The organism is Sediminibacillus massiliensis (assembly GCF_900156915.1).
Classification (GTDB): domain Bacteria; phylum Bacillota; class Bacilli; order Bacillales; family Amphibacillaceae; genus Sediminibacillus_A; species Sediminibacillus_A massiliensis.
Genome location: NZ_LT732535.1, coordinates 1533609 through 1549136 on the forward strand (window position 1 = coordinate 1533609; position 15528 = coordinate 1549136).

17 protein-coding genes and 1 riboswitch are annotated in these 15528 nt (G+C 40.2%); of the genes, 5 read left to right on the top strand and 12 right to left on the bottom strand.

Translation table 11 applies throughout. The annotated features are described in order from the left end of the window. Positions 1 to 43 precede the first annotated feature (43 nt). From CZ434_RS08505 to CZ434_RS08530, 6 genes are all read right to left on the bottom strand, one after another. The gene (locus CZ434_RS08505) at positions 44 to 802 is read right to left on the bottom strand and encodes an iron ABC transporter ATP-binding protein (RefSeq protein WP_077622734.1); all 759 of its coding nucleotides are present in this window, start codon (positions 800 to 802) and stop codon (positions 44 to 46) included. Then, positions 796 to 1749 carry an iron chelate uptake ABC transporter family permease subunit gene (locus CZ434_RS08510; RefSeq protein WP_077622735.1) on the bottom strand — a complete coding sequence of 318 codons (954 nt, stop codon included), beginning with the start codon at positions 1747 to 1749 and terminating at the stop codon, positions 796 to 798. The genes CZ434_RS08505 and CZ434_RS08510 overlap by 7 nt, the downstream gene beginning before the upstream one ends. Continuing rightward, positions 1739 to 2692, bottom strand: a complete 954-nt coding sequence (locus tag CZ434_RS08515) for an ABC transporter permease (RefSeq protein ID WP_077622736.1) — start codon at positions 2690 to 2692, stop codon at positions 1739 to 1741. Before CZ434_RS08515 ends, CZ434_RS08510 begins: the two co-directional genes overlap by 11 nt. 256 nt (positions 2693 to 2948) lie before the next feature. Beyond that, on the bottom strand, positions 2949 to 3548 hold the full coding sequence (cysC, locus tag CZ434_RS08520; RefSeq protein WP_077622737.1) for an adenylyl-sulfate kinase: 600 nt from the start codon (positions 3546 to 3548) through the stop codon (positions 2949 to 2951). Between the two features lie 25 nt (positions 3549 to 3573). Further along, complete coding sequence (locus CZ434_RS08525) at positions 3574 to 4677, bottom strand: sulfate permease (protein ID WP_077622738.1); 1104 nt, start codon at positions 4675 to 4677, stop codon at positions 3574 to 3576. Positions 4678 to 4692: 15 nt separating this feature from the next. Continuing rightward, a complete protein-coding gene (locus tag CZ434_RS08530) occupies positions 4693 to 5397 on the bottom strand; it encodes a phosphoadenylyl-sulfate reductase (protein ID WP_077622739.1) in 705 nt (234 codons plus the stop codon). A gap of 217 nt (positions 5398 to 5614) precedes the next feature. Between CZ434_RS08530 and CZ434_RS08535 the strand changes: the two genes are divergently transcribed. Further along, positions 5615 to 6406 carry a phosphosulfolactate synthase gene (locus CZ434_RS08535; protein WP_077622740.1) on the top strand — a complete coding sequence of 264 codons (792 nt, stop codon included), beginning with the start codon at positions 5615 to 5617 and terminating at the stop codon, positions 6404 to 6406. Beyond that, positions 6390 to 6788 (top strand): VOC family protein, encoded by a 399-nt coding sequence (locus CZ434_RS08540; RefSeq protein ID WP_077622741.1) that lies wholly within the window; start codon positions 6390 to 6392, stop codon positions 6786 to 6788. Before CZ434_RS08535 ends, CZ434_RS08540 begins: the two co-directional genes overlap by 17 nt. Before the next feature lie 45 nt (positions 6789 to 6833). Here the strand turns inward: CZ434_RS08540 and CZ434_RS08545 are convergent, their stop codons facing one another. Together CZ434_RS08545 and CZ434_RS08550 are read right to left on the bottom strand one after the other, a co-directional pair. Next, positions 6834 to 7184: a hypothetical protein gene (locus CZ434_RS08545; RefSeq protein WP_077622742.1), complete on the bottom strand. Its 351-nt coding sequence runs from the start codon at positions 7182 to 7184 to the stop codon at positions 6834 to 6836. Between the two features lie 101 nt (positions 7185 to 7285). Then, positions 7286 to 7389, bottom strand: a riboswitch (SAM riboswitch). 719 nt (positions 7390 to 8108) lie between these two features. After that, positions 8109 to 8999 (bottom strand): 50S ribosomal protein L11 methyltransferase, encoded by an 891-nt coding sequence (locus CZ434_RS08550; RefSeq protein ID WP_077622743.1) that lies wholly within the window; start codon positions 8997 to 8999, stop codon positions 8109 to 8111. A gap of 177 nt (positions 9000 to 9176) precedes the next feature. Here CZ434_RS08550 and CZ434_RS08555 point away from each other — a divergent pair, with 177 nt between their 5' ends. The 3 genes from CZ434_RS08555 to CZ434_RS08565 all read left to right on the top strand — a co-directional run bounded on the left by CZ434_RS08555 (position 9177) and on the right by CZ434_RS08565 (position 13794). Then, positions 9177 to 9974 (top strand): hypothetical protein, encoded by a 798-nt coding sequence (locus CZ434_RS08555; RefSeq protein ID WP_077622744.1) that lies wholly within the window; start codon positions 9177 to 9179, stop codon positions 9972 to 9974. A gap of 123 nt (positions 9975 to 10097) precedes the next feature. Then, complete coding sequence (locus CZ434_RS08560) at positions 10098 to 12023, top strand: ATP-dependent DNA helicase (protein ID WP_077622745.1); 1926 nt, start codon at positions 10098 to 10100, stop codon at positions 12021 to 12023. 799 nt (positions 12024 to 12822) lie between these two features. Beyond that, entirely contained in the window at positions 12823 to 13794 is a 972-nt protein-coding gene (locus tag CZ434_RS08565; protein WP_077622746.1) for an L-lactate dehydrogenase, read from the top strand. A 47-nt stretch (positions 13795 to 13841) separates the two neighbouring features. On the opposite strand, the gene CZ434_RS08570 is transcribed toward CZ434_RS08565, so the two are convergent. The 4 genes from CZ434_RS08570 to CZ434_RS22085 all read right to left on the bottom strand — a co-directional run bounded on the left by CZ434_RS08570 (position 13842) and on the right by CZ434_RS22085 (position 15523). Further along, positions 13842 to 14309 carry a GNAT family N-acetyltransferase gene (locus tag CZ434_RS08570; RefSeq protein WP_077622747.1) on the bottom strand — a complete coding sequence of 156 codons (468 nt, stop codon included), beginning with the start codon at positions 14307 to 14309 and terminating at the stop codon, positions 13842 to 13844. Between the two features lie 305 nt (positions 14310 to 14614). Beyond that, positions 14615 to 14749, bottom strand: a complete 135-nt coding sequence (locus CZ434_RS22625; protein WP_281252255.1) for a hypothetical protein — start codon at positions 14747 to 14749, stop codon at positions 14615 to 14617. A 131-nt stretch (positions 14750 to 14880) separates the two neighbouring features. Continuing rightward, entirely contained in the window at positions 14881 to 15258 is a 378-nt protein-coding gene (locus tag CZ434_RS22470) for a type 1 glutamine amidotransferase family protein (RefSeq protein ID WP_245830948.1), read from the bottom strand. 94 nt (positions 15259 to 15352) lie between these two features. Continuing rightward, positions 15353 to 15523, bottom strand: coding sequence for a hypothetical protein (locus CZ434_RS22085; RefSeq protein WP_179107216.1), 171 nt, complete (start codon positions 15521 to 15523; stop codon positions 15353 to 15355). Positions 15524 to 15528 lie beyond the last annotated feature (5 nt).

Sequence of the window (15528 nt, forward strand, 5' to 3'; positions counted from 1 at the left end):
ATCACTCCTATTATTTTTTATTTAAATTTTTCAAAATGCTTCGTTAAGTAAAATAAACACAAATACGATTTCCATTGATTTGGTTAATTTGAAAGTCCATGTCAAATACTTCTTTCAATACTTTATTCGTTATGATTTCTTCTGTAGTACCTTCTTGAATGACCTTGCCATCTTTCAGGGCCACAATGAAGTCTGAATAACAGGAAGCGAAATTAATATCATGAATGACAATGACGATGGTCTTTCCAAGTTCATCAACCATTTTTCTTAATGCTTTCATAATTTGAACAGAATGTTTCATATCCAGATTATTAAGTGGTTCATCAAGCAATATATATTCCGTATCCTGAGCCAATACCATAGCGATATATGCTCGCTGTAGCTGTCCACCACTAAGCTGATCGATAAACTTGTCTTGTAAATCTTCCAACTCCATGTATTGAATCGATTCATCGACCTGTTTCCAATCCTCTTTGTCCAATTTTCCCTGGGAATAAGGAAACCTCCCAAAGCTGACAAGCTCCCGGACTGTAATACGAATATTGACATTGTTGGACTGTTTCAAGATGGAGATTGACTTTGCCAGATCATTGCTTTTGTAAGACGTAATTTCTTTACCGTCTAACAGTACGTGTCCCTTGTCCCTCGGAATTAGTCTGGAAACCATCGATAACAAGGTGCTCTTTCCAGCCCCGTTAGCACCAATAAAAGAAGTTATTTTTCCTTTAGCAATATTTAAGGAAACATCACTCACGACAGGTTTATTTCCATATGATTTCGTAACACTTTTGACTTCTACCATGATCGATTCTCCTTTAGCAGCAGGAATATAAAATATACGCCGCCTATGAAATTGATAATGACACTTACTGTTGTAGAAAAGGTGAACAATCTTTCGACAATCAGCTGTCCACCAACTAAAGCAACGATACTAATTAAGATAGACCCTGCAATTAAGTAGGAGTGCCGGTAAGTTTTCAAAAATTCATGAGCCACGTTTACTACCAGCAAACCCAAAAACATTATAGGGCCCACTAAGGCAGTTGAAACGGACACAAGTACAGCAATGACAATCAATAATTGTCTTACAACAGAATCATAAGGTACACCTAAATTAACTGCCTGGTCCCGCCCCAGCGAAAGAACATCCAAGTATTTTACATATTTAAAAAAGTATAAGGTGACAAGAATCACTAACACGATAGATAGTAAAAGCAGATCTTCGTTCACATTGTTAAAGCTGGCAAACATGGAATCTTGCACGAGCATAAATTCATTTGGATCGATGAGTAATTGCATGAAAGAAGATATACTCCCAAAGAATGTACCCATGATAATCCCTACTAATAAAAGAAAGTATATATTTCTTCCTTCTTTTTTAAGAAAGATAAATTTAAATAATACTAAGGCGAAGAGGACCATCAAACCGACTGATAGAAGATAATGATGGCCGCGGCTCATCATCGCAAGTGCATTGCCCCCAAACAAGAAAACAATGATGGTTTGGATCAACATGTACAGGGAATCCAAACCGATTAAACTTGGTGTTAAAATCCTGTTATTCGTTATGGTTTGAAACACTACGGTAGCGAATGCTATACAGCTTCCAGTTAGAATAATCGCAAATATTTTGGTTGCTCTTCTCGGTAGTACATAATCCCACTGGTCTCCGATATCCCAAAATAAAAACAATGCGGTCAGAATAATGGACAAGATTGCTAGAATGACGATTTTCATTTTATAACCCATGCGCTCTTCTCCTTATCAGTAAATAAAGGAAGATACCGCTTCCGATTACACCAATTGTCAATCCAATTGATACTTCGTATGGATAAATGATAACTCTACCGAAGATATCGCAGATTAAGACGAATACAGCACCAAGCAACGCAGTGTGATGTAAGCTTTTTTTCAAGTGATCGCCTTGATAAATCGTGACGATATTTGGAACGATCAATCCTAAAAAGGGCAACGAGCCAACCGTCAGCATCACGACAGAGGATACAAGAGCGACGATAACTAATCCTATATTTACTACCTGTTTGAAATTCAGTCCTAAGTTTGTGGCAAAATCCTCCCCCATACCTGCGATGGTGAAGCGATTTGCGAATATGTAGGCGATAATAACAGCAGGAATGCTGATATATAACAATTCATACCTTCCTTTTATAATCATAGAAAAATCACCATGCAGCCAGGAACCGACGCTTTGAATCAAATCATACTTATAAGCGAAGAAAGTTGTGATGGAACCGACAATGTTCCCAAACATCAGGCCGACCAGTGGAATAAAGATGGCATCTTTATACTTTATCTTGTCCAGGATTTTCATGAATATAAAGGTGCCCGCTAAAGCAAAAGCAAAGGCAATGCTCATTTTTGTAAGGACACCGTCAGCTGGAAACAGGATTAATGCAACCAATATCCCCAGTCTGGCAGAGTCCATTGTCCCAGCAGTTGTCGGTGAAACAAATTTGTTTCGGCTCAATTGCTGCATAATAAGGCCAACAATACTCATCGACATACCAGCAATCAAAATACTTATGAGCCTTGGAAGACGACTTACAAGCAGAACGTCAAGTTGATCTTCCGTTAAGCTGAACACGTCTAAAGGAGAAACATTGGAAACCCCTACAAAAATGGATATAAAAGATAAGACAACTAATGATAATGCTAAATATGTTAGTTTCATCGTAACTTCCCCACAGAAAATGTTTCCATTCGTAATAAAGATAATCATTCTCAATTGAGATGAAAAAAATAATGGTTTGCAAACCAGATTATTGTTTAAACATGTTTTTTAACTTGAATAAATGATAACAATTCTCATTCTCACTTGTCAACGGTTAATTGAAATAAATTCTCAATTAGAAATGTTATTCTGTTTCTAAAACAGCCAATCAAAAGACCTGGGCCTTTCCTGGTTCTATGGCACAGGTCTTTACAATTTATTTAAAAATTACTCCTTCATCCACCAGATAATCGATGATCTTTTCGGCCGCTTTTGCTACGGAGCAATTATGTGTGCTGATTACCAATTCAGGATCCACCGGGGGTTCGTATGGTGAATCGATACCTGTAAAGTCACGAATCTCCCCTTTTCTCGCCTTTTTGTACAACCCCTTTGGATCTCTTCGTTCACAAATTTCAAACGGGCACTCTACATAGATTTCTTTGAATTCTTCCTGCTTAAACAGCTTCCTGACGTTTTCCCGGTCTTCCCTGTATGGCGAAATAAATGCTGTCATGACAATTTGTCCGCTGTCGACAAACAGCTTTGCCACTTCGCCAACTCTTCTAATATTTTCAATCCGGTCGTTTTTAGAAAAACCCAATCCTTTATTCAATCCATGCCTGATATTGTCTCCATCAAGCACAAAACTTCTCACTCCCATGGAAAACAGCTGGTGATCCACCTCATTGGCAAGTGTGGATTTTCCAGAACCGGAATAGCCGGTAAACCAAAGGGCACAGCTTTTATGGTTATTCAACCTTTGTCTGTCTGATTTAGTAATCGTAGCCGGATGCCAGATGATATGATTTTTCATCGAATTCCTCCATTCTCCATTTCACTTATTCATAGGGTGCTCCTTCCACTTTTTTTAACGCTGGTTTTTCTGGATATACTTCTTTACTTTTTCTTATTGGTTTCCACAAACCAATCATTCCGATTGTAGCGACGAATACACAGCAGACCAGACCTAATGAATAAAAATCAAAATCAAGAAAAACAATGACAAGATTGTAAGAGATAACCAACGAAAAAAATGGAGATACAACCCAAATTTTCAACAGCTTTGTAATGACGGCTTTTTCAAAAATCCTCCAACCCTTATCAGACATTCCGATTCCTAATATGCTGCATGTAGTCACTTGAGTATGGGGAATTGGAATGCCGAACAAAGAGGCGAAAATCACCAGAACGGCACCAATCGAAGAGACTGTTCCACCTTGAAGCAGATTGAGTTCTGTGATTTTTTTTCCGTTTGTTTCCATGACTTTGCCGCCCAGCAGCAATACGCCCAACGCAACGAAGATTCCGCCGATCAGTGTACCCTGCCCGATCGTCATCATCCCTGAAGCAATCAATGGACCTACTGAATTTGCCACGTTATTCATCCCAGCCGAAAATGCTTCCAAAAAGCCCGCAGCAATAACAAAGGCAGCCAGGATTTTCGGCCATCTTCCAAATGCTAAAAACGTCCATCGCCCTTCTATCCGGCGAATCATTTTATTTGCCGCCACAGCTAAGAAGAAAGCAACAACAGGGACGATGATCCAGTACATGACAACCACTATCAGGGTCTTCACAAACAACGCCTTGAATGCAATACCCACTCCAACTATCGCACCGACAGTCACTTCGCTTGTCGACAGGGGAATCCCGGCAAGATTGGCCAAAAATAAAGAGATGGCTGCAGCAGCCAATATGACCAGAGCAATGTGGATAGAAATGATATCTTCCGGAATTATTTTGGAGCCTAGTGTTTTCGCGACTTCCCCACCACCAAGCGAAGCCCCCAGGAAAACTCCGACAGCACAAACGGCAAGGGCGAGTTTGCGCACCTTAATCGCACCGGATCCGTAAGCAATTCCCATAGATGCAGCCGCACCGCTAGCCCCGATATTCATCGCAAAAAATAAAGCAACGATAAAAGCTATGATAGTGATAATCATATTAAACAGCCCCTGTTAAGCCTGGTGCAATCCACACTCTGTCTTTCCGAACGAAGACCACCGCCCTGAACGTGAAGAACCTTCAGCTGGCAAGGTACAAGTCTCACACCCAATGCTGGGATAATCTTGATCATGCAGCGGGTTGTACGGCAGGTCGTTTAGTTGAATGTAGTTCCATACGTCATCCCAAGTCCAATGAATCAGCGGACAGATTTTCACTTTTTTAAACCGTTCATCTTTATTTATATATTCCACATGCTTTCTAGTCGGTGATTGTTCTCTTCTCAAACCTGATATCCAAGCATCAACTTGGCCCAATTCTTTCGCAAGCGGCTGCAATTTCCGAAGATTGCAGCACAGATTCGGGTTTGTCTCCCATAGACGCTCACCATGCTTTTCTGCTTGCTGCTCCAATGAAAGGTCCGGTTTAATTAAGTCAATCCGGAGTACGGGATACTTTTTTTTCACTTGTTCGATTAAGTCATAAGTCTCCTTGAAATGAACACCCGTATCCAGAAATACCACTCTAGCTCCAGGCGCTATCTTGGAGATTAAATCAAGTAGTACAATTCCTTCTGCACCAAAGCTGCAGGAGTATAAAATACTGTCCCCATATGTCCGATATGCCCATTTAAGAATATCCAGGAAATCTTTGTTTTCTTCTATAATATTTAGCTGTGTTTGTTCATTCCAATTATCATAAGTTAATCGTTTTTCCATAATTACCCCTCTCTTCGCTCTCCTAAAAATACATCCAATCCAAATTTAGGTATGTGTCTTATGTCAATGTATTCAACCATCTCTGTAATTGTTCAAACTGACTATGTTTATTGGTGGAAGGCACACTTCGTTTTTAGGCGAATATACTGAGTTTTGTAAATGAATTTAGCTGTTTTTAACAGCTCTGTAGAAATTCAAAGATCGAGAGGGTCATACAATGAACAGTCATGAATTAACTCTACCGACTCGTGAAACAAAACCCCGACAAAACGGCCAGACCATTTTGATTGACAACGGAGTCCCGCTTCAATTATTCCGGGATACAATCAGCAGTACCAGTGAATATGTGGATTTTGTCAAATTTGGTTGGGGGACTTCTATCATCACTGGTGGTTTGCAAGAAAAAATTGATTGCCTCCAGAAAGAGAATGTAGCATTTTTCTTTGGCGGCACCCTTTTTGAAAAATTCCTCAGCCAGGATAAAGTGGAAGCATATATGGATTATTGCCAGTCATTCGGCTGTCGGTATGTGGAAATATCCAACGGTACCATCAATCTTTCCAACCGTAAAAAAGCAGAATATATATCTGCTTTTTCTGGACATTTCACTGTTTTCAGTGAAGTAGGCAGCAAGGACTCCGCAGCGTCTACTGGTCAAGATTCTTCGGAATGGATGGAATTTATCCTGGAGGACTTGGAAGCTGGAGCGGACAAAGTAATCACAGAAGCACGAGAAAGCGGTACTAGCGGAATATGCCGGGAGGATGGTGATATCCGATTTGATATCTTCGAAGAAATCTTATCCTCCAACTTGGGTATCGAGCAACTTATCTTCGAAGCACCTAATAAAAAAATGCAAACATTCTTTATTAAAAGACTGGGACCGAATGTCAACTTGGCCAACATACCTTTCACGGATCCAATTGCCCTGGAAACATTGCGGCTAGGCCTGCGATCAGACACTTTTCATCTTGTTAAGGGAGGAATTAACCGTGAGGGATACAAATAAAGTCTTTCATTTAGCCATACCGTGTAAAAATCTTGATGAGACAGTAGAATTCTATGAAAAAATGGGATGTCAACTTGCTCGGAGATATGCCGACAGAGTAACATTCAACTTCTTTGGGGATCAGGTTGTATGTCATCTAAGCCCGGACAATATCGATTCAGAACCAAAAATGTACCCAAGACATTATGGAGTAACTTTTCTAGAAAGAGAAGATTACGAAAAAACATTGGAATTCGCCATAAATCAGGAACTGCCATTTTTCCAGGAGCCGATGGTTCGATTCAAAGGGAAACAAGAAGAACATATGACCTTTTTCCTGATTGATCCGGCTAACAATTTGCTCGAGTTCAAATATTATCATGATGCAGCGAAAGCTTACTGATCTAAAAAAACCTTAACCATTTAGGTTAAGGTTTTTTTAGATTCTTCAAGAAGATACCCGTGTGTTAAATACTGTATCTAAATAATCATCCTGTTCAAGGGTAATACCCTGCGCTTTGATTTCCTGCCATATGACAAGGTCCAGAGCATACGGGTCTCTCTTTTGGAGGGCATATATACTGGAAGCTTCCAATACTAGTGAAAAAATTTGCTTTTCAATCTTGATGACCAGTACACAATCATCATTTCCGCTATTCCACATCGGTATTAGTTCGGCTTGTAAGCCCCATTGTATCAAAAGGCTTTCGACACACTCCGCTACATACCTCAAATATTCCTTTTCTTTCATTCCTTGGGCCAGATAAGCCCGTGCTGTTTCATTTACATGCAATCTCATCTGAATCTTCCCCCTTCTATTTGGAGGCTTTGAATGTAACCGCTTTCCTGACTATAGTTAAAATACTCCTTCCGCTTCAAATGCAAAAGGAGCACTGTCCGTTTTTATCATTCAAAGCCCTTGCTTTGCTGGTATTAGCACCTTATCCTTTAACAGGTTGCTGTGGAGTCGCAGAGCCAGTTCTCTCGTCCACTCTTGATAACATATTCTATTTGTTAAATTATAACATTCAGGTGGCGTGATGTTAAGGGTGAATTCTTCCAATCCGGTTAAGATAGTATAATCTCCCATTCCACGGTTATCCCATCCTCTGAGGAAACAAACCTCTTTTATTTGTGACAAATATATCAATATATAACTGATTCCTACTTGAAACAAACAACGTTCTATTTATTTCCTCCTATTTCCAAACCCATGTTCCTGGGGAAAAAGTATATGATTGCTTGGATAAATGAGGATATTGATTTCTTTCATCCATCTATTTACCCTTTTAAACAGAAGGCAAAATCAGGAACGATACACTATTAATTCTGCAACCCAACTACGATAGGATACTATTATGACAATACTAATACCAAGGAGGAATTTGATGGGAATTGACGTAATACCCTTTTCGACCGCCCGGAACCTGATCATGGGAAGAGTGAATACAGTCCTGCGTATTTGTAATAGACTATTTATGAGCAAGTGTATAGCAAACAATGGCAGGCTTGAGCCAAAGGTTCATGATCTGCATCCTCACGAAATCCCCAATAAAGCTCAAATATTTTTTGAAATCAAACTCCAGCCGATCTCTCCTGAAGTCGAACCAGACGTGCTGGAAAAATCAACTTGGAATCGATCGTCTTTTAGAAGATCGATTCCAAGGATGCTGTTAGTTCAAACTCAATCATTTAAGCGAAGATATAAGCTTGGAAACTACTTTTACGACTTTCCTTTTTTAAACAAGAATGTCAGCCATTCATCGGTTTGCATCCGCACTTCTGCAGAATATCCTTCTTTCTTAAACATTTCCATCACTTGTCCGGCATTCCACTCCACTACTCCTGATATTAGGAACGTGTCACTTTTGTCGACTAGCTGATGCCTTTCAACGATTTTCCTTGTTTCATCAGCACCGATATTAATCACAATGACATCAAATGGTTCTGTAACGGAGTATTCTCCCTCTAGCAAATCCGCTTGTTCAATTGAAAGAGGAATATCCACTTTATTCAGCTCTGCATTTAAGCGGATTTCTCTTTCGACAGGTTCGTAATCGACCGCCGTAACCTTTTCTGCCCCTTTCAAGGCTGCCGCTATTGAGAGGACACCAGATCCTGTCCCTAAGTCCAAAACTGATTTGTCGTTAAGATTTTCTGATAGGATAATTCTTAAACAGTCCTGAGTAGTAGCATGCAAACCTGTCCCAAACGCAGCTTGCGGATCGAATCGAAGGATTTTTTTTCCAGGGTGGACATCTGTTTGGCCAGAATAACAGAGCACCCAGCCATTTCCTAAATCGATGTCTTCGAAACTAACATCCCAACTTGTATCATCTATTCTTGCTAACCGGATTTCATCCTTTGCTATTCCTAATGTATTTTCTATCAGAGAAAGATAAGTTTCAGGCAATCCTGGACTCTCCCCCTCTTCCGCATAAATCTTCAATTCAATAAACTCCTGCTGTCTTTCTTCATAATCGTATCCGTTCTGGACTTTAATAATTTCTATTGGCGGTTCATAGTATAAATTGTATAACCCAGCAGCGTTTAAAGATTCGATGGATTGGTCAATAGTTTGATATTCGACAAGTACGGTGTATTCATAAAGCATGGCTCTGGCTCCTTTGAAATCATTATTATGTATTAAGTATAAAAGCAGGCATGCAAGCTTTTCAAATAATGTCACCAATTTGCCGTCAATCTCACATTCCCTCTCTCTTGTTACTATGGTAAAATAGATACTATTGCACTTTCTGGACAGTATTGAAAGTAAATTAGGAGTGTTAAGATGAAAAAAAGTTGGATAATCTGCCTTCCTTTAATGGCTTTGTTTGTCTCCGGCTGCCAAAACAGTACGACAGCTGAAGTGACAGACAACCAGGAAGATACTAATATAGAAGAAAAATTGGACTTGAGTGTGGAAGACATAGAAAAGCCAGTTCATTCCGAAGAAGAAATGGCCGAACTTACTGAGCAGCTGTTCGACTTGTACGAGAGCGACCGGCTTGGCTGGGGAAATCCCGACTTGCCAAGTTTGGAGATCGCATACGGCGGTATTGTCTTCCAGATCCCGGTACTTTCTTCTGATAAGGAAGAACAAAGCTATTTGGGAACTTTTTTCATGGGCAATCATATATTGGAGGGAGACACGGTCCTCGGAGAAATAACGAAAGCACCAAAAGATAAACCTGACTGGAAAGGGAAAAGTGCCAAGCTGGAAAAAATAAATGATACTACCGCACGCCTGACAATTGACGATATTGCTTCGTATCAATTTACAGCTATGGAAATCAAGAAGCTTTCTTCCCTATACGGCAGCTGGACAGATCCAAACAGCTCCGATAAGTGGGAGCTGACTGAAGGATTGGCAAGCAACTTACATATAACTTCCAACAAATTGGATGAAATTGTTCTTGCCTTATTCACAAAAGAAGAAAATACGTTTATTGGCACAGTCCAAAATATCCAGGAAGGTCCGATTGCAGTTCATACCGGGGAAGAAGCGGCTCTGCAAGTTATCGATGAAAATCATCTCGTTCTCTCCCTGCCGGATGAGCGGCAATACGAACTACAGCGGAGCGACTGATAAGGAAAGAAAGAGCATGACTAACATGCTCTTTTTAATGTCAATATCGCCTAAACTGTTTATTTTAGGGCTATTATGCTAATATGTAAACTTATCGAATGAAACCTATTGTGAGGAGTTCTTATGACAAATACTTATCCACTTCCATTTTCCATTTCTAAAACTGAAAATTTCTTCGACCGCCTTGGCGATTATGTCGGGGATGTCTTTTACGATATCCTTCCCGAGCAGGGGTATGAGCTTCGTGATGAGCAAATTTTCATGGCTTTTCAATTGGAACAGGCATTTAAAAACAAACGGACCATATTCGCTGAAGCAGGTGTCGGGACAGGAAAAACCTTTGTATATTTACTTTATGCAATCTGTTATGCCCGTTATCGCCGCAAACCCGCAATCATTTCCTGTGCTGATGAAACCTTAATTGAACAACTGGTCAAAAAAGGCGGAGACATCGAAAAATTAGAGAAAGCTTTAGGCCTCACGGTCGACGTCAGACTTGCCAAGGCAAGAGAGCAATATGTATGTGTAAGAAAACTGGACGCACTTGCCAACAAGACCAAAAACGAGGATATTTTGAGTGTCCACGATGAAATACCTGATTTTGTATTCGATACGAGCGCTTCGATGAAATCATTCGAGAAATATGGCGACCGTAAAGAATATCCATGGGTATCTAATGAAACCTGGGAAAAAATCGCCTGGGATCCACTACAGCAATGTTCTACCTGTGAATGGAGACATCGAAGCGGCCAGACGCTTTATCGAGAGTATTACAGACATGCTACGGACTTGATTATCTGTTCCCATGATTTTTATATGGAACACATTTGGACCAAAGATTCGCGGAAGCGCGAGGGCCAAATGCCACTTCTACCTGATGCCAGCTGTGTCGTATTCGATGAAGGCCATCTATTGGAATTTGCTGCTCAGAAGGGGCTTACCTATCGATTCAATTCAGGAACATTGAACAATGTATTGACTAATTACATGAGCCAGGATGTCAGAGAAGAATCCCTTTATTTAATTGAAGATATTTTGGCCTTGCACGAAGATTGGTTTGTCCTACTCGGAGACTATGCCAATGACGTAGCTGGTTCCAATCGTAAAGAAGTTTCGCTCACACAAAACATGCTTGAAATGGCGAAAACTTTACATGAAAAAGTACAACAGCTTTTAGAGCAGCTTGTTTTCGATTCAGAGTTGTTTACTATAGATGATTATCACATCAAAATCATCGAAGAATATTTAGAGTTCTTTTCTTATGGTCTTTCTATTTTGGTTAAGGATGATCAGGGAATTTACTGGTTGGAAGAAGACCAAGATGCCAGGACATTGGTAATCATGCCGCGCTTAGTGGAAGATGTACTAAAAAAAGAAGTGTTTTCTCAAAACATACCATTTATCTTTTCATCCGCAACTCTGTCGCAGCGCGGGGACTTTTCCCACTTGGCTGGAAGTCTCGGTATCGAAAAATTTGATTCTTTTTCCGTTGCATCTCCTTTTGATTATGACCAACAAATGACCATCAATGGTTATACAGAAAATGAAAATAAATGGGGATCAATTGGGGAACAACTTATTAAGCACGGAGGAAAATCACTAGTCCTCTTCTCTTCCAAGGAAGAGATGGAAGATTTCAGAGCTTGGGCAAACATTCACGACTGGTCATTTGACTTCTACTATGAAGGGGATAGAGAAATAAGTGAAACGGTGCGTAATTTTCAAACAGACGAAAATTCTGTGCTATGCTCTTATCACTTGTGGGAGGGACTGGATGTACCTGGTGAGTCCCTGTCCCAGGTTATTATTTCATCCCTGCCTTTTCCACCGAAAGATCCTGTCTTCCAGGCAAAAAGAAAACACGCTGATAATCCTTTGGAAGAAGTCGACGCACCTTATATGCTTCTGCGCCTTCGTCAGGGAATCGGACGTCTGATCAGAAGCAGTTCAGACAAAGGAACTATCCAATTATGGTTGAAAGAATCAGAAAAAAGCATATTCGAAAAGGCAATTGCAGAAACTATGCCTGTTGAGATAAAATGGAATTAACCCCAAAGAACCCGCAAAAATCAATTGCGGGTTCTTTTTTTATGTAAGGCATTTTATATGCTCTAAGAAGAATTGCAAATGCATCCCCACCAAAAAAATTGCTATTTAACTTCACAGTAGAGGGAAACTGCGAACTAGTGAATGTTCTATTTTTTGAAGCTTATTCTTGTTCTGATTTTAGTTGAATGCTAACCTGGCGCTGCGGAAAAATACTGATATATGTCTAACTTGAGATGTTTCCAACCGAAATTCAGAACATCCCAAACAGCGGAGGCAGAACACGCAGACTCCTCGAAAATGAAAGACGATTTTCTTCGTGCGATGTCTTGCCGACGAAGCTTTCCTTATCCTGTGGGAACAGCGAAAGGTCTTCGATGGGGCGAGTAATCGCAGTCCCGCGTGTCCGAAGACCCAGCAAGAATCGTTCTTTGCTGATGAGGAGGCTGAGGCCGTGCCCGCGGAAAGCGAAGTGTTCTGCCGCAGCGATTGTATAGCGCCCGACTTATTCAGGATGGGAGGAAGTCTTGCTAAAGAAAGTAAGTTCGCAGTTTATATATTATGCGAGCAAATGTCTTTTGTAATCAACCTATTGTCTATGTTTCTGGTTTTCTAAAATGTGGAAACCTATAATTAAATGTAGAAATAGATGCCAACGGAAGGATTTGTTATTACGTTTAAATTGTAACAAATATGACTTATGCAAAGGTTTTCATGCTGTTGTTTAAAAATAAACCTTGTTATATCCTTATATTGTGAACAATTTCACATAGATAACTTTCATAAAGAAAGGAAGATACGGATGACACAGGAAAAAGTGAACAGAGTCGCTTTAGTTGGAACAGGATTTGTAGGTGCAAGCTATGCATTTGCTCTCATGAACCAGGGAATCGCCAACGAACTGATTATGATTGATTTGAACGAAGAGAAGGCAATGGGCGATGTAATGGACTTGAACCATGGTAAAGTTTTCGCAACCAATCCAACAAACATACGGTTCGGTAATTATGAAGATTGTAAAAATGTAGACCTGATCGTCATTTGCGCAGGAGCCAATCAAAAGCCTGGAGAAACAAGACTCGATTTAGTGCAGAAAAACTTGGCCATCTTTAAAGAAATCGTAGACAACGTAATGGCAAGCGGCTTTAATGGAATCTTTCTTGTGGCCACTAATCCGGTTGATATCCTTACTTATGCAACTTGGAAATTCAGCGGTTTGTCGAAAGAACGCGTTATCGGTTCAGGGACAATCTTGGATACTGCTCGTTTCCGTTTCTTATTAGGAGATTATTTCAAAGTAGCCCCTACCAATGTCCATGCATACATTATCGGCGAACACGGAGACAGTGAACTGCCGGTTTACAGTTCTGCAGATGTCGGCGGAATACCTGTTATGAAACTAATCGAACGTCATGAGAAATATAAAAAGGAAGATCTTGACGACATTTTTGTTAACGTTCGAGATGCAGCCTATCATATCATTCAAAGAAAAGGCGCTACTTATTACGGGATTGCGATGGGACTTGTCAGGATAACAAAAGCAATCTTGCACAACGAGAACAGTATATTAACAGTGTCAGCCCACCTTGATGGGCAATATGAAGAAAATCATGTATATACAGGTGTTCCTGCAGTCATTAATAGAAATGGAATTCGGGAAATATTGGAACTTGACCTTGACGAAGAAGAAAAGAAAAAATTTCATCATAGTGCCCGTGTGCTGAAAGAAATTCTTGCTCCGCATTTTGAAGAAGTTGCAAAAGATCTTAAGTAAGTAATTTTGTTTCGAAGGGCCGGTATGTAATATAGCGGCCCTTCAGCTTATTTAAGCAGAAGTTCCATTTTGACAAATGAGTATGTACTGCCATTTGTATCTTGATTGAAATAATGCAATGTTTTAAATCCTGCTTGTTGGTAAACCCGAATTGCCCTTTTGTTAAATGCCGCCACTGATAAGACTATTTTTTCGGATTTGCAGGACATCTCCGTAAAGGCTATTCCTGCTTTAATAAATTCGATTCCTTTACCTTTTCCTGTTATCTCCGGTTTCATGCCCAACCCGATTTCTACAGCCGTTTGATCTGGCTGTGTTGCGCACCAAAATCCAATAAGTTCTTGTCCATCGTATACGGAGAAATAGGATTCCCCCCGCTCTTTTGAGTCAAGAAACTCTTCCAGATCTTCTGGATCAGCAGTCATATCATAAAATGAATATGGTTCAGGGTATTTCCATTGATAAGCTATTTCCTCGGCTTCATACTGTGTCATCTTGCGAAATTGATAAGGCATATCTCCTTCCCCCTTTCCTAAAAAATATATCCCTAACACACCTCTTTCCAAAAACTAAAGGCGTCCGCTACCGACAAACAACTGCGTATTAAATTCGTAATAGAGAAAAACTGCGGCATAGTGACAATCCACCTTAGAGAGACTTTCTGTCATCCTTTACAGGTTAATTGCTAACCCGGCGCTACGGTAAAATACTCGCTTCCCGCAGCGGCGGCTTACCACTCAATTCGAAAAGGATGGGAGAAAGTCATGCTAAAGGAAAGTTATGTCGCAGTTTATAGATATTATGAAATAGCAACGCCGTTCTATAGAGCCTCTTTTGTAAAATAAAATACTTGTCCTTCTGTTTGTTCTACTTTTTCATCTTGAAAGTAAATGCCTGCTTCATCATTTATCCCATAGCCTTGTGGAACGGTTGTCTTTCTCATTGCTGTTTGCAAGTTGGATTCTTCTTTCCATTTTAGATAATGGACACTTATCACACAATTTTTGATAAGGCCTAATCCTGGTAAAAATAAGTGCTTGTTTTGACTGTTATCTACAGGGGGAATTACGCACTGAGCTGGGCTTATCAGCGCTCCGGCAGAAAAACCGCGACCGGTACACCATTCTCATATAATCGCCTGATTGTTTCTCCGATGGGTGTATCGACAATGTAATTTCTATATTTTTCAGTATTACCCCCACCGATAATTATACCTGTACAGCTTCCGAGTTCCTTAAAATCTTTCTTCGATAAATATGGGGACAAAGGTAAAAACAAGAAATCCCTTAACCCATATGCCTCCAGACTCGCTGTGTATTTGGTCATATAATCTTTCCATCCGGGTCTCTCCACAAATAACACACCAATCTTCGGCTTCGATTTACTCAATGAAATACTGGCAAATTCCCCTCCCAGTATAGGCGAAAATGGCGGACTTCCACCAAACAGAAATAAGTGCTTCACTTTTTCCCTCCTGACTGTATGTCTGCAATTTTCTTAGTGGCTTTTTAATAAACTAAAAAGCAGGCTGAAAAAAGCCTGCTTTCAATCAATCTCTTTAAAACCCCCCAAACCCTCCAGTATGATGATTGGGATGGTTCCTGGCTTCTTCTTCGGCTTTGATTTGGTTTGGTGACTTGCTATCGTTGTGCGATCTCCGTTTGAATAACAAGGCTACAATAAAGAGAGTTGCGATAAATCCCCAAAAAAGCCAACCTAACAGAGTCATCGATA

What these genes read in the sequence shown, in the direction of transcription:
- CZ434_RS08510 (WP_077622735.1), bottom strand. Translation starts at nt 1,749, where the DNA reads ATGGGTTATAAAATGAAAATCGTCATTCTAGCAATCTTGTCCATTATT.
- CZ434_RS22085 (WP_179107216.1), bottom strand. Translation starts at nt 15,523, where the DNA reads ATGACTCTGTTAGGTTGGCTTTTTTGGGGATTTATCGCAACTCTCTTT.
- CZ434_RS08525 (WP_077622738.1), bottom strand. Translation starts at nt 4,677, where the DNA reads ATGATTATCACTATCATAGCTTTTATCGTTGCTTTATTTTTTGCGATG.
- CZ434_RS08565 (WP_077622746.1), top strand. Translation starts at nt 12,823, where the DNA reads ATGACACAGGAAAAAGTGAACAGAGTCGCTTTAGTTGGAACAGGATTT.
- CZ434_RS08550 (WP_077622743.1), bottom strand. Translation starts at nt 8,999, where the DNA reads ATGCTTTATGAATACACCGTACTTGTCGAATATCAAACTATTGACCAA.
- CZ434_RS08505 (WP_077622734.1), bottom strand. Translation starts at nt 802, where the DNA reads ATGGTAGAAGTCAAAAGTGTTACGAAATCATATGGAAATAAACCTGTC.
- CZ434_RS08535 (WP_077622740.1), top strand. Translation starts at nt 5,615, where the DNA reads ATGAACAGTCATGAATTAACTCTACCGACTCGTGAAACAAAACCCCGA.
- CZ434_RS08570 (WP_077622747.1), bottom strand. Translation starts at nt 14,309, where the DNA reads ATGCCTTATCAATTTCGCAAGATGACACAGTATGAAGCCGAGGAAATA.
- CZ434_RS08555 (WP_077622744.1), top strand. Translation starts at nt 9,177, where the DNA reads ATGAAAAAAAGTTGGATAATCTGCCTTCCTTTAATGGCTTTGTTTGTC.
- CZ434_RS08530 (WP_077622739.1), bottom strand. Translation starts at nt 5,397, where the DNA reads ATGGAAAAACGATTAACTTATGATAATTGGAATGAACAAACACAGCTA.
- cysC (WP_077622737.1), bottom strand. Translation starts at nt 3,548, where the DNA reads ATGAAAAATCATATCATCTGGCATCCGGCTACGATTACTAAATCAGAC.
- CZ434_RS08515 (WP_077622736.1), bottom strand. Translation starts at nt 2,692, where the DNA reads ATGAAACTAACATATTTAGCATTATCATTAGTTGTCTTATCTTTTATA.
- CZ434_RS08545 (WP_077622742.1), bottom strand. Translation starts at nt 7,184, where the DNA reads ATGAGATTGCATGTAAATGAAACAGCACGGGCTTATCTGGCCCAAGGA.
- CZ434_RS08560 (WP_077622745.1), top strand. Translation starts at nt 10,098, where the DNA reads ATGACAAATACTTATCCACTTCCATTTTCCATTTCTAAAACTGAAAAT.